Origin of the sequence: Lewinella sp., from assembly GCF_050633125.1 — a bacterium.
Taxonomy (GTDB): Bacteria; Bacteroidota; Bacteroidia; order Chitinophagales; family Saprospiraceae; genus Lewinella.
The window spans coordinates 1-13,678 of record NZ_JBOEFX010000111.1; the positions used below are offsets into that span (position 1 = coordinate 1).

Below are 13,678 nucleotides of genomic sequence, written 5' to 3' on the forward strand. Positions count from 1 at the left end.
TCTTGGAGGTGTACCTGAGCCTGGGGAGGATTTTCGGCCAGTTCTATACTTGCCAATTGGGTAAAGCTGGTAATGTTGCGAAGCGATTCTTTAAGGTCATGCCCGGTAGCGAAAGAAAACTGACTCAGTTTACTACTGGCAATATTAAGTTTTTGATTGGAGCTAGCAAGCTCTATATTCTTCGACTCCATTTCTTGATTTACGGCGATTACCTCTTTCTTAGCTTTGGTTTCTCTGTTTTTTGCGACAAATAAAAGGAGTGCAAGGATTGTAATGAGGCCTGCCGTTATTTTTAGCCAGAAGACCCATTTTTTAGAAATCTCTAGTTCTTGTTTGGTAAGCTTATGTTCGTATTGTTGGGTATTTAATTGGACATCATAAATAGCTTGTAGACCAACGTATTGTTTTTTGTGCTCTGTACTTTCAATTTCTTTATTGACTTTCGTGAATTTTTCAAAGTGGTAAGCTGCTGTTTCAAAGTCCCTTAATTCACTAGCAGTTTTAGCTCTTACTTCATGGGCATCGCGGATATTTTCCAGAGGAATGTTATCATTCTTATCTGCAATAGAAAGAGCTTCGGCCGTATTAGCAATAGCATCAAGAAATTTACCTTCTTGAAAGAACAGTTCGGCTTGATGTGCTAAAACACCAACTTTTACATCTGGTTTTGGCAGTGTCGTATTTAATAGATCCAAGGCCATCTTAAAATGATCTCTGGCCGCTTCTCTGGATTTTAATTGCAAATACGACTGGCCCATTACATCATAAATGTTAGGCAGGTAATAATTGAAGCCTCCCTTATCAGAAAACTCAATGCTCTTCTGCAAGTAAATAAGCGCTTCGTTATAATTTGAATCACGTTCTTCAACGGTCCCCAATGTATAATTAAGCACCAATAAGCGGCGGTACTCTTCTTCGGGAGCAACCTCTATACCTCTTTTGAGTGTTTCCCTAGCTTTGTCAAATTGATAAATGGTATTATAAAAAGCACCAAGATTATTGTAAGTCGAAATCAGATCACGGGCAGTTATTCCTGGATAATTGAGTGTTAGTAGGCTATCTTTCAGATTACGAGCAAGAAGGTAATTCTTAAGGGCTGCTGGGTAATCTTCTTCCTTGTGGTAAATCTGCCCCAGGTTATGTTCATTTTTAGCTACTTGTACCAAATCACCAAGCTCGAGAGAAAGCTTTCTAGATGCTTCAAAATCTGTTGCTGCTTCTTGCAAATTTCGGTTGGCATAAAGGCGGGCCAAACCTCGTGCATTGTAAGCCCGTGCTATCCCTTTGTTGTTTTTAAGCTGAAGGAATATTTCTAAACCTTTATTTATGTTTTCGAGCGCAGGTTCAAATTGCCCTGTAATATCATAAACCTCACCTAAGGAGACATAGGCGTTTCCTTCCAGGTATTTATAATTCCCAAGCTTAGCTTGTTCAAGGGCTCGCTCCCCTACGAAGAATGCTGAATCTACATTTACGTTAGCATACGCACCAGCAAGAGAAGAGAGGGTTTCAATCTTTACGGAATCATTCGTCGCATCATCATATTCTAGCAACAATTCAGGAACAGACCGACCTAGTGTTTGAGAAATACCTAAAACCACCCAGCAAATAAAAATGGTGGATAGTAATATTCGCCGGAAGAATAGCGAGGTGTAGTGGATCAAAATTACTTCGTTTTGGGTTATGCTTTTCTATTTGGTTATTCCTGATCAATGCTCATTTACAGGCTTGTAAGGGGCTACATTTTTTGCCAAAGAGCAATAACAAGGGGCCAATAGGAATACATCATCAACTATTGCACAGTACCCGTAAAGCTAATGTTTTTTTTTGAAAGTTGACCCCGGATAAAACTTTACCTTTGTGGGCAACAATTGCAGCATTTCTTTGTTTTCAGTGTAAATTGAAAATTCAGAAACCAGCTACGCTTTAGCGACCGAAGAATAAAGTTTACCATTATGACCACGAGTACAGGAATAGCCACCTTGTTATCCGATCCTCAATTAGAAGGAAAATGGCGAGCAATCGCCCAAAAAGTAGCAGATCAGGAACGTATCACTCCCGAAGAGGGACAGTTGTTGTTTGAAGAAGCAGAATTGGGCTACTTAGGAGTGTTGGCCAATACGATAAGAGAGCGGCGACACGGCGATAAAACCTATTTTAATAGGAATTTTCATATTGAACCGACCAATGTCTGTTTATATACTTGTACTTTTTGCTCCTATTCGCGCTTGATCAAGCAGCGCTCTGATGGCTGGGAATATTCACTGGAAGAAATTTTAGACATCGTTAAAGGCTATGATGATCAGCCTGTTACAGAAGTTCATATCGTAGGTGGTGTTTTACCACAGTATGATATTGAGTTCTACTCCAACCTTTTCAAGGCTATTAGGGCACACCGTCCTGAGCTGCATATCAAGGCCCTTACACCGGTAGAGTATCACTACATTTTCAAGAAAGGTAAAGTGAGTTATGAAGAAGGCATGCGCCTAATGAAAGAGGCTGGCCTTGACTCTATGCCTGGTGGAGGTGCTGAAATTTTTCATCCTGAGATTCGTGACGAAATAGCCGGAGGAAAATGTACCGGAGAACAGTGGCTACGGATTCACGAAATATGGCACGAATTGGGGCAGCGTTCCAATGCAACTATGCTTTATGGCCATGTAGAAAAATATGAGCATCGGGTTGACCATCTTGAGCAACTCCGACAGTTACAAGATAAGACGGGCGGCTTCCAAACCTTTATCCCACTGAAGTTTCGTAATCAAGGTAACCAGATGTCGCATATTGCGGAAAGTACCGTTGTTGAAGACTTGCGCAATTACGCCATCAGCCGCATTTACTTGGACAATTTTGATCATATCAAAGCCTATTGGCCGATGATTGGAAGGGAGATCGCTCAGTTGTCCATGGCCTATGGTGTAGATGATATTGACGGAACCATTGATGACACTACCAAAATTTACTCGATGGCCGGTTCAGAAGAACAAACTCCCGCACTGAGTACCGAACAACTGGTGAAGCTTATCCGTGCGGTTGGTCGCAAGCCTATCGAACGGGATACGCTTTATGGAGTAGTGAAAGACTATACCGATGAAGTGTTTGAAGATGACAAGCAGTTTCGTGGATATGTGAGCCTGCCAGTAGTTAATAAATAATTTCTCTGACAATTTTTAATAAACCCTCGATCATGGCAGACAAAACCATCTATATTCTTCGGCACGGGCAAACAGATTACAACCTACAGGGTATTGTCCAAGGAGGAGGGGTTGATACTTCTTTGAATGCGACTGGCAGGAGTCAAGCTTTGGCGTTTTACAACAAGTACCAGCATCTTCCTTTTGCAAAAGTATTGACTTCGAGTTTGAAACGCACCCATGAAACGATTGACCCTTTTCTTTTAAAAGGCCTGCAATGGGAACAACATCCCGAAATCAACGAGATGGGCTGGGGAGATCACGAGGGGAAGGCTGCTACGGAACAAAGTAAAAAAGAGTACGACAGTGTCACTGGTGCCTGGCAACGCGGAGACTATCATGCCGCTATGCCTAATGGTGAGTCTGCCTTGGAATTGCAGCAACGTCTTGAAGTATTTGTGGCGCACTTGCAACAAAGAACAGAAGAACTCCTTCTTGTTTGTTCCCATGGCCGCGCAATGCGTGGACTAATGTGTGTGCTAAAAGAAGAGCCTTTAGCAAATATGAATAACTATTCCCATTCCAATACAGGACTTTGGGTTGCCAAGCAGCAAGGCCGACGTTTTGAACTAACCTTAGAGAACGATACCAGCCATTTGCTGGTAAAAGAGGGAGAACAATGGCGAAGCAAAAGGTAGTATACAAGCCATTATCAGAAAAGGAAAATTAACAAATGAGAAAGATCAAGATCACTGCAGTAAGTTACTTGAATACAAAGCCCTTGTTGTATGGCTTACTCAATAGCCCTTTGGCAGATCAGGTAGAGCTTTCTTTAGATATTCCTAGTGAATGTGCCCGAAAACTTCGAGAAGGTGAAGTAGATTTAGCACTCACTCCTGTAGCCATCTTACCAGAATTGAAAAAATGGCATTTGGTTTCAGATTATTGCATTGGAGCTGTAGGCGAGGTAAAGACCGTGAATATCTACAGCGAGGTTCCTATTGAAGAAATTACAGCTTTGTATCTCGACCATCATTCTCGTAGTTCGGTGGCATTGTCTCGGGTATTATTGCGGGATCACTGGCGTATCACGCCTAAGTTATTACAAGCAAAAGAAGGCTATATCAACCAAATAAAAGGCAACATTGCTGGCGTAGTTATCGGTGACCGAACAATTGGGCTTGAGCGTAGTTTCCCTTATGTTTATGATCTCAGCTTGGCCTGGCAATCACTCACCGGTTTACCTTTTGTTTTTGCCGCCTGGGTAAGTACGCAAAGTTTGCCAGAAGCATTTAAGTTGGCCTTCAACGAAGCCCTAAAAGCAGGGATTGCAGCCATTCCCAAATTGAAATTATTGCTCCCCTCTCCAGATCCTTCTTTTGATTTAGAAACCTATTTTACTTCTTATATCAGTTACAACCTGGATGAAGCTAAGCGCGAAGCCCTACATAAGTTTTTGAGCTACGTGGCAGCGTTGGAGCCTTTCCACCCACAAATTTCTCGTTCTTCGCAACCAGTATAGTTGCTAAACTGTTTTGGTAAGAAAACAACAAATACAATGAGCAATCAACTCGCTTTGGCAACCCTTGGAGGGGGCTGTTTCTGGTGTGTGGAAGCCATCTTTGAACAAGTCGAAGGCGTACACGCCGTGATGTCAGGATACAGTGGAGGTGATAAGGCCACTGCAGATTACAAAACCGTCTGTTCGGGTACAACCAAACACGCAGAAGTTGTACAAGTGAGCTTTGACCCTTCGGTAACATCGTACCAGGAAATTCTGGAGATCTTCTTTACTACTCATGATCCTACAACTCCGAACCGGCAAGGAAACGATGTAGGTCCGCAGTACCGATCAGTCGTTTTTTACCACGATGAAGCCCAAAAAGCAATAGCAGAAAAAATTAAAGCTGACTATGCACCGAAGGTTTGGGATGCACCCATTGTGACGGAAATCGCGCCTTTTGAAGAACTCTTTCCGGCAGAAGAATACCATCACGGTTATTACAGTAAAGTAGGAGAACGAAACCCCTATTGTACTTTCGTTATTACTCCGAAAGTGAGTAAGTTCAGAAAGCTGTTTAGCCACAAAATGAAAGCAAAAAGCTAGTAGTAGCGTTTTAGTGGATGCTGAAGTAGCCTAAGAGACTTCAGCATCCACCAGTTTCTCTCTAAGAAGGATCGGTAACCTTGCCCATAAAGAGAATGCTTTTCGTTTTATTATCGTGAATTACGAAAACAAAAGGTTGATCTGCACGAAATACAGGAATTACAGGTACAGAAGTATTGACAATAACAACCACCGTCACAGCGGCAGCCTCCGTTCCTTCTTCGTTGACTTCTACGAAAGCTTTGTGGATAACATCATCAATTTTCACACCGCCGCCATTGATCATTTGTGAGAAATCAGCTCTATCTGAAAAGGCTTCGTCCATGCCCATCATGCTAAGGACACTTTTTAGCTTGATCTCGTATTCCAATTTGAACTTAGGCAAGAAGAGTTCAACATCACTTGGGGCCATTTGTGTCTGCCAGGTTTCCCAATTTTCCGGGCTGAATTCAGTGATGACATCCTCTAAATTATGGCCTTCACGAGGAAGAAAAATACTCATCGAATAGATCGAATCTCCATAAGGCAAATCAATAGCCTGAAACAGTTCATTGCTAGTATAGCGGAACGACGACTCTTCTATGTGCATCATTTCGACGTCTACCGGGCCGTTTGGACTCGTAAATTCAGCGAGTTGAGTATCTTCTGGATCAAATTCCGTTTGCCAACTTCCTTGAAAGTAAATCGCATTGATCAACAACATGACTACATTTGCAGGGAGTTCACTAAGAGCATCCGTAATTAATCCTTCGGTATTGTTTTCTATCCATGCATTTACTTCGTCAACGACGTCTGCCTCTCTAAAATCAACAGGAAGAACCTCGCTAGCATAATAGTCTGTATTAGTAGCTAAAAAAGCCGGTAATACGGGATAATCATTCTGGTGCCAGATAGAATTGGCTATTTTAAGTCGTGTTGCAGGATCTAGCTGCGGAAGCACATCAAGTAAAGTTTGATATGCTTCGTTGATCTGAGACAAACTGATCGTCCCCGTTCGGAGTGCTGTTTGCATATCCGTGAGAGTTTGACCGTTAGCACCATTCATGGTCATCGACAAAGCCGTAGAAATACTAAATGGCGAGATGAAAATATTAGCATCTTCCGTATCCTGTGCATTAATGGTTTTAAACAGATCGATAGCGAAGTGCCCATTGGCAGCTGTCAGCTCACAAACACTCGGGTGATCGGCACAATCGAAATCAATTGGTGGGGTTGGATTAGGAGGTGTATTGTTTTTTTCGCATTGGAAACAAGCAATACTAAAGGTCGCAAGAACAAGGAAGAATGCTAATGGTTTCATTTGGATGAATACTTTTTTAAGGAAGACAGGAGATGATCCCTATATGGTTGGGTGTTGATTGACAAAATTCACGAAGCTTGAAATATAGAGATGATTTCGAAGAGGTAGATGCAGTAAGAGTAACAGAGGTAGGCGCATAGCCCGCACGGCGGGACCCACCCTATATCTGGTGAATTCCAGCCCGAACACCGCACATCTCCTGCTAATCTTAGCAAAAGACACGCTATCACACCCTCTCTTCAGTGAGCTGAAAAGAGGCCTACATTGCGTTAAAAAAAACGATGAATTAACTCACTGACCAAGTGAGAGGTGTGTTCCTTCGATGTGTAAGTTGTATTTTGGTCATTAACTTACGCGTCAAAATTAGTAAAAAACATTAAGTAAAACAAAAAATACCTACAAAAATAAACTACAAACAAAAACATGACACTAGATAGCGATTTTATCCAGCCCAATTTTCTCAGTAAAGAGGGCGGTGTCATCCATTTCCTCAAAAATGATGAAAAGGAATGGGAACGGCAACGTTTCCAGGCAGAGCGTTGGGAAAATACGCTGGGCTGTGGTGGGTATGTTCTCATGATTTTTAGCGCTTTGTACTTGTCTATGCTTTTTCACGGCGGACTGCTTTCCATAGGCTTAGTTTTAAGTATAGTCTTTATTTACTGGAAGACTCGCCAGATAAACAAGTACACTAGCCTAAAAGCGTACGCGAATATAACCTTTGTTATTTTTGATGATAGGGTTGTTCGATACACTTTGAGTAATTACCAAGTTTTCTACTTTTCAGAAGTGAGTGACATACGGTTTACTCCTTATGGCATACACCTCTGGAAACCTACCACTTGGCTAGAATGGCTTCGTCCCAGCGTTTATGATGTTCAAAGCACCAAATTATTAGTTATTCCAAATGCTACTGAAAGCTATCCTTATATCGAACACTTTATTGAAGGCCTGAAAAGCACTTACAACGAATAGCATTTTATCGAATATTCCTGTTCATTCATCGCAAAACCACGACTGTAAGAACAAATTGCTGTATATTGGTACTATAAGTAAAAGAGCAATACAATGGTGCTTTGTACTTATAGTTTAATGTTTTAACAGTCATCAAAATCAATATTATAATGCTTCCAATAGTACCTATTGTCGCAGTCATTTTCCTAATGATCTTATTATCCGGCATCTTTACCGTCAAGCAGCAATCAGCCGCTTTGATAGAACGGTTTGGCCGCTTCATGAGTGTCAAAAGCTCCGGGCTCCAATTCAAAATTCCCTTTGTAGACCGCGTAGCGGGCCGTGTTAGCCTGAAAATCCAGCAGCTCGATGTTTTGGTGGAAACCAAAACCAAGGATAACGTTTTCGTAAAACTAAAAGTGAGTGTTCAGTTCGTTGTCTCCGCTGATAAAGTGTACGAAGCTTTTTACAAACTAGAAAATCCTTACGAGCAAATCAACGCTTACGTATTCGATGTCGTTCGTGCAGAAGTCCCCAAGTTGAAGTTGGATGATGTTTTCGAACGCAAAGACGATATTGCTAATGCCATCAAAGGAGAATTGGCAGAAGCCATGGAAGGTTATGGCTACGGCATCGTAAAAGCACTGGTTACAGACATCGACCCTGACCATACGGTAAAGGATGCAATGAACCGTATCAACGCCGCTGAGCGCGAAAAGCTTGCTGCCGAATATGAAGGGGAAGCTGAGCGTATCCGGATCGTTGCTAAAGCAAAAGCCGAAGCAGAAAGCAAGCGCCTGCAAGGACAAGGTATTGCCGATCAGCGTCGCGAGATTGCACGTGGTCTGGAGGAAAGTGTAGAAGTGCTAAACAAAGTAGGTATCAACTCGCAAGAGGCCTCAGCCTTGATCGTCGTAACACAACATTATGACACCCTACAATCGATGGGCGAGAATGCCAATAGCAACCTGATTATGCTTCCTAATTCTCCCGCAGCAGGCAGTAATATGCTCGCTGAAATGACGGCCAGCTTTGTCGCTAGCCAGCAGATTGGTGAATCAATGAAAGAAAATAACGAGCAGCTGAAATTGGTAAAACCCAAGGAGAAGTTGCACCGTTAAGATTTGAGAGTAGTTTTGAGTATATACTGAGCGTTGTCCACTTGGGCAACGCTTTTTTTTGCTTACTTCACTATATTAAATTTCCCTACCGTTAATAATTCTTCTGCTTTATTTACTAATAACCAATAATATAATCCTTCAGTGAGAGGCAGGTTTATTGGATGATTGACTATAAAAGTGTCTGCTTGACCAATAGCTTCAGTAATTATGGTATTCAATGAACGATTATCATTGTAAAAGTCGGATGGTTCATTGCTGTAGACCCGTAATTCATAGGGTGGCGGAAAGGTGGTACGTAGACATAATTGAATGACCATCTGCTGTTGGGTGATTAAAATAGTATCCCGATTGGGGTTCAATAACTCGAAATATTGATTGTTACGCAACTGTTCTTGCCAAAGCCCTTCAAGTATAGGATTCGCTTTGTAAACGGAGGAGGCTATAGCTGCAATTGGTGGTTTATCGGTTTGTGTTGATGGTGTAAAGCTAGGCTCAGGTTCTTTGGATATAGGAGCCGGTGTCTTCACGGTATCCAGTAGACGAGGTGTAGCACTAGGGGCTAATTCGGATGGAGCAGGCTTGTTTTCTGTGGGTAAATCAGTGGATGGAGCAGGAATCTTTGCATTATAAATGATGAATAGTACGGCTACTGCTAGTAGCAACAATCCCGTAAATGCCCAAATTATCCATTTGGTATACCAGGGCTTGGCGGGAAAATATTTATTTCCCATCGTATCGAGCAATTGTTCCAAAACAGGTTCGCGCTGGGCCATAAACCGTTGGGTCATTTGGTACAAGCGGAGGCTTTCAGCCAAGTCTTGCTCTTGGGCGAGGCGTTTTTCAAAAGCCGCACATTCATCCGGAGTAAGCTTCCCGGCTACGTATTGTTCTATAATGAGTTGATCGTCCAAAGTACAACAGTCGTTTATTACTTATAAAAATCCTGAAATCGAATATCGTCTTTTACTAGCTTTTCCAGTTTCTTCTGACAGCGATATTTTCGGTTACGCGTCGTATGGGCGTTTTTAAGATTTGTTTGTTGGGTTATTTCTTCCATGCTTTTTTCAGCAAAAAAGAGGGTGAGTATTTGCTGGCAAATTTGATCTAGTTCTTCGAAAGCAGCAAGGAAAATTTTGTACTGCTCTCGCTCAAATATTTTTTCTTCAATATCATCGTCAGAAATATATCCGGCATCCACTGGGATTGTCATAGTCTGGAATGACTTTTTTTTACGTTTTCTTTCCCATAGCCTAAAACAAATGCCAAACAAGAAGGTATAAAACCTGCTTGTCAACTGAAAATCAGGCGATTGCGCCTTGTGATAAATAATCACCAAGGCATCTTGAAAAACATCACGAGCATCCTCTGATGATCCCCCGCTACGCACAACATGATGCTCTATACGGTGCGAATAGTTACGGTAAATACTTTCGATAATCTTGCTATCGTGAGTCAGTAAACCATCAATGTATTTTCTTTGCACCAACACAAGTTTTGCTGATTGTTCGTTGAAGCAAAAATAGATTTTTATATTTTGCAGTTTTGCAAAAAGTTTAAAAACAGTTATTCCAGCTCCATGTGGAAAAAATATTATATCCTTTCATTAATGCTTTCGTGCTGTTTTTTAGTGAAAGCCCAAGTAACGGAAACGGACGCAGAGGCTGCTTTAATCAATGCCATAAAAACCACCACTTTTGAATCCTTCCTTCCTCAAGCAAGACAACAAATAATTGCTTATGAAAAGCAACCTTTTTGTGAAGAATTGATTATGGCCTATGGTCGACTCGCATTTACTTTATACAACCTTAAGGATAGTACTTGGGCTAACTATACAGAAAAGGCTACTGCTTTAGCTAATACGCATTTCAATGATGAGTTTCACCCCAGTAATATATGGGCCAATTGGGCAAAAGCATTTTTTTTAATCGATACAGAAGAAGGGCCCAAACTGATGAAAAAAGCGTTAGAGGGGCTTACTGATAAGAACGAGCGTTACTTTCTACTTAAAACTTCTTATCTAATCACACTAACAGAGGGCTTTCGAAGAGAAGAATTAGCAATTCAAATAACTGAATTAACTACCCTATTTGACATAAGGCCCGACTTAGAGGCTTTTAAAGCTGTTCTTTTCTTCGGCAAAACAAATTTGGCCTTACTAGAGGAAAACTACGAGCAGGTCATTGCTTATGCTAATCAAGCACTGGCGATGGATGAGAAGAGAATAGCTTTGTGGGAGGATATTAGGCGAATTGTTATGACAAGGCTAATCTATGCCTATGGGCAATTGGGACAGTTTGAACAAGCAAAGGCATTGTGCTTCAAAAGCATTGATAATACAACTGATAGCTATACGCTAGGGCAAGCTTATCTAAGTTTGTCAAGCGTATACGACCTTGAACCCAATCTTGAGCGTGCGATTTATTATGCTGAGCGAGCTATTGTTGAAATAAAGAAATCTGGTGAAGTTGGGAATTTGGGGGTGACACTCTATAATTTGGCAACGAGCAAACTGCGTTACGATGATATAAAAGGAGCAAAAGAAAATATGCAGGAGGCTTTTAAATATTTACGTCCCAGTTTTCATTTTGCCTTGTATAATTTGGAGGGGCGTATTCTAGCCGCAGAAAATAATTATCCCGCAGCTCTAGTAGCAGCACAGAAGGCATTGGTCAATGTTTGCACGTCTTTTGACCTGGAATCACCTGAAATGAACCCTACGCTTTTTGATATCTATACCAATCGAGGGTGGGCTGTCCATATTTTATATAGAAAAGCCTTCTATCAAGCAACCTTGGGCCGCCAAAGTGGGAACGTCGTATTGATGCAGCAAGCCCAACAAACATCATCCTTAACCAAAGCCCTAGCTACCGATGGATTAAGTGACCTGAGAGGTTTTGAACTTAGTCAATATTTCTCTATTTCCAACAGATTTGTCAACTCGGCACTGGAATTGGAAACACAGCTGTTTCTGGACTTCTATCATCTGAATACCAACCGATCTAGTTTGCAAAATGCTTTCCTGGCGCTTGAGAAGAAAAAAGCAGCAGGCCTCGTGAAGTCTATCGCACAGCCAACCCTGCCGGATGATTTCACCCAACGTTTGCATACCGTCCAGCAAAAACTGGTACAAGCCCAGCAAGCAGTAGATAGAGCAGAAGGTGACAGCATTTCTCATTATCAAGAGGAACTTTTGCAACGAAATGAGGAGATGACAGGGATTGTGGAAGAATTGAGAAAAAATTACCCTCTGCAATCAGATTATTATTATGCAATTCCCTACGTAAACATAGATCAAGCAAAATCATTGCTATCAGAAGGCATGGTTTTAGTGAATTATTTCATGAGTCAAGAAAAAACTTATGCTTTTGTACTTACGCGCTCTAGTGAGGATATCATAAGCCTTCCCGTAGATAATCTCAAGGAATTAACGGAAAAAGTAGATCGTTATCTGAGTTTATTAAAAAGCCCTTTTTTATATCAGTACGCCCAGCAAAAAGAATTTACGGTGCTGGGTAATGAATTGTATGAGGCCTTGCTAGCTCCTTTGGCTTCCAATCTTAAAGGAAATAAAAAACTATTGATTATTCCCGACAATGGATTGTCTGACTTACCGTTTGAAAGCCTTCTTTCTTCACCTGTTGAATTGCCGATATCTTTTGATGCAATGCCCTTTTTACTCAAGGATTACGAAGTCAGTTATCACTATTCGGCTACCGCCTACTCTCTGGTAAGAAAAAGAGAACACATTGACAATCAATCGCTTTTAGCATTTGCACCAGTCTTCAATGATCAGCCGAAGGCATCTTCGGCAACGAGGTCACTGCCCTTTGCTCAAGATTCCTTGATGCGTAGTATTTTCGAGGATGCTTTTGTTCCCTTGCCAGCCACGAGGGAAGAAGTAAAAAAGGTCAGTGCCACGCTACCCACCAATGCTCACAAGGTTCTATTACTTGATAAAGCAGCTACAAAAACTGCAATACTTAGTGCTATTTCCGCTGAGCCTTTTCAATATATACACATTGCTACCCATGGTTTTGCCAACCTGGAAGATGTTCTCCATTCGGGTTTAGCTTGTAATGTAAGCAATGATTCGCCAGACGACCTGCTTTTTATCAGTGAAGTACAATTCAGCCCTGTCCGCGCAGATTTGGTCGTACTGAGTAGTTGTGATAGTGGCGTAGGAAAGATAGCTGGTAGCGAAGGCATGCTAAGCTTCAATCGGGCTTTTATCTATGCCGGCGCCAACAATGTGATTTCCACCCTATGGCGAATCAATGATCGATATAGTAGTGAATTGATGATTCACTTTTATTCCTTTCTGGCAAAGGGAGATGATTATGGTGCTGCTTTGCGAAAAGCAAAATTGCAATTACTCTCCGATGCCAATACCAGCATACCACGCAACTGGGCTCCCTTCATCTTGATGGGAGAATAATTTGTAAAAAAAGATGGGCGGATTATGTGACATCGGCTTTCTTCATCGGATATATACCATAGAATGAAAGAAAACCACCAGAGCATGTCATCAGTGAATCCGATTTTCTTACGTAATGGCAGCAAGTACCAACGCTTGCTGCCGAAGGATATTCTATTGCTTAAAGCCGAGGATAATTATGTACGGGTGTATTTGAGCTCAGGTGAAACGCAGCTGCTTTATACTTCCCTGAAAAGGTTAGAGGCTACCTTAGTTGGGATGTCTTTTCTACGCGTACACCGGAGTTTTATCATCAATGTTTACGCGCTCACCGCCTGGGAGGTTGAAAAAAGCGAATTGCACCTTGGAGAACATCTGGTTCCACTAAGCCGCGCAAAGCGGAAAAACCTGGAAGAAATGATTCGACTACTGGGGTGAATACCTATGAGTAGCCGTTTTTGACCGTTCGCAAGGAGGATTTGCCTCTTCACCAGAAAGCGGATTGAAAATAGTACCAAAGCCTTTGTTGGCTTGTAATTTTGATGTAGATTTTTTTGACCTGACGACCATTTTTTTTATAACAAGGATTTTGAACCCACCGCTGATTTAATTTTTTACCTCTATAATCTCATGTTTTATATGAAAACC

The 13,678-nt window shown here is 41.6% G+C and carries 12 protein-coding genes; 8 read left to right on the forward strand and 4 right to left on the reverse strand.

Translation table 11 applies throughout. The annotated features are described in order from the left end of the window. Positions 1-1,664 (reverse strand): tetratricopeptide repeat protein (locus ACRBG0_RS22205; RefSeq protein WP_431489039.1); only part of this gene is annotated, 1,664 nt, incomplete at its 3' end. Between the two features lie 291 nt (positions 1,665-1,955). On the opposite strand from ACRBG0_RS22205, the gene mqnE reads away from it, so the two are divergent. Genes mqnE through msrA form a run of 4 tightly spaced genes read left to right on the forward strand, consistent with a single transcriptional unit; the run spans position 1,956 to position 5,241 of the window. Next, positions 1,956-3,155 carry an aminofutalosine synthase MqnE gene (gene mqnE, locus ACRBG0_RS22210; protein ID WP_431489040.1) on the forward strand — a complete coding sequence of 400 codons (1,200 nt, stop codon included), beginning with the start codon at positions 1,956-1,958 and terminating at the stop codon, positions 3,153-3,155. A gap of 32 nt (positions 3,156-3,187) precedes the next feature. Further along, a complete protein-coding gene (locus ACRBG0_RS22215; protein WP_431489041.1) occupies positions 3,188-3,832 on the forward strand; it encodes a histidine phosphatase family protein in 645 nt (214 codons plus the stop codon). A 35-nt stretch (positions 3,833-3,867) separates the two neighbouring features. Then, the gene (locus tag ACRBG0_RS22220; protein WP_431489042.1) at positions 3,868-4,656 is read left to right on the forward strand and encodes a menaquinone biosynthetic enzyme MqnA/MqnD family protein; all 789 of its coding nucleotides are present in this window, start codon (positions 3,868-3,870) and stop codon (positions 4,654-4,656) included. A 36-nt stretch (positions 4,657-4,692) separates the two neighbouring features. Further along, the gene (msrA, locus tag ACRBG0_RS22225) at positions 4,693-5,241 is read left to right on the forward strand and encodes a peptide-methionine (S)-S-oxide reductase MsrA (RefSeq protein ID WP_431489043.1); all 549 of its coding nucleotides are present in this window, start codon (positions 4,693-4,695) and stop codon (positions 5,239-5,241) included. A gap of 61 nt (positions 5,242-5,302) precedes the next feature. Here the strand turns inward: msrA and ACRBG0_RS22230 are convergent, their stop codons facing one another. Next, the gene (locus ACRBG0_RS22230) at positions 5,303-6,541 is read right to left on the reverse strand and encodes a serpin family protein (RefSeq protein WP_431489044.1); all 1,239 of its coding nucleotides are present in this window, start codon (positions 6,539-6,541) and stop codon (positions 5,303-5,305) included. A gap of 423 nt (positions 6,542-6,964) precedes the next feature. Here ACRBG0_RS22230 and ACRBG0_RS22235 point away from each other — a divergent pair, with 423 nt between their 5' ends. Further along, the gene (locus ACRBG0_RS22235) at positions 6,965-7,516 is read left to right on the forward strand and encodes a hypothetical protein (protein WP_431489045.1); all 552 of its coding nucleotides are present in this window, start codon (positions 6,965-6,967) and stop codon (positions 7,514-7,516) included. 149 nt (positions 7,517-7,665) lie between these two features. After that, a complete protein-coding gene (locus ACRBG0_RS22240; protein WP_431489046.1) occupies positions 7,666-8,616 on the forward strand; it encodes an SPFH domain-containing protein in 951 nt (316 codons plus the stop codon). Between the two features lie 62 nt (positions 8,617-8,678). Here the strand turns inward: ACRBG0_RS22240 and ACRBG0_RS22245 are convergent, their stop codons facing one another. Together ACRBG0_RS22245 and ACRBG0_RS22250 are read right to left on the reverse strand one after the other, a co-directional pair. Then, positions 8,679-9,527 carry a hypothetical protein gene (locus ACRBG0_RS22245; RefSeq protein ID WP_431489047.1) on the reverse strand — a complete coding sequence of 283 codons (849 nt, stop codon included), beginning with the start codon at positions 9,525-9,527 and terminating at the stop codon, positions 8,679-8,681. Between the two features lie 17 nt (positions 9,528-9,544). Continuing rightward, entirely contained in the window at positions 9,545-10,099 is a 555-nt protein-coding gene (locus tag ACRBG0_RS22250) for an RNA polymerase sigma factor (RefSeq protein ID WP_431489048.1), read from the reverse strand. A gap of 93 nt (positions 10,100-10,192) precedes the next feature. Between ACRBG0_RS22250 and ACRBG0_RS22255 the strand changes: the two genes are divergently transcribed. Then, the gene (locus tag ACRBG0_RS22255; RefSeq protein WP_431489049.1) at positions 10,193-13,051 is read left to right on the forward strand and encodes a CHAT domain-containing protein; all 2,859 of its coding nucleotides are present in this window, start codon (positions 10,193-10,195) and stop codon (positions 13,049-13,051) included. Between the two features lie 84 nt (positions 13,052-13,135). Continuing rightward, positions 13,136-13,468, forward strand: coding sequence for a LytR/AlgR family response regulator transcription factor (locus ACRBG0_RS22260; protein ID WP_431489050.1), 333 nt, complete (start codon positions 13,136-13,138; stop codon positions 13,466-13,468). The last annotated feature ends 210 nt before the right edge of the window (positions 13,469-13,678 follow it).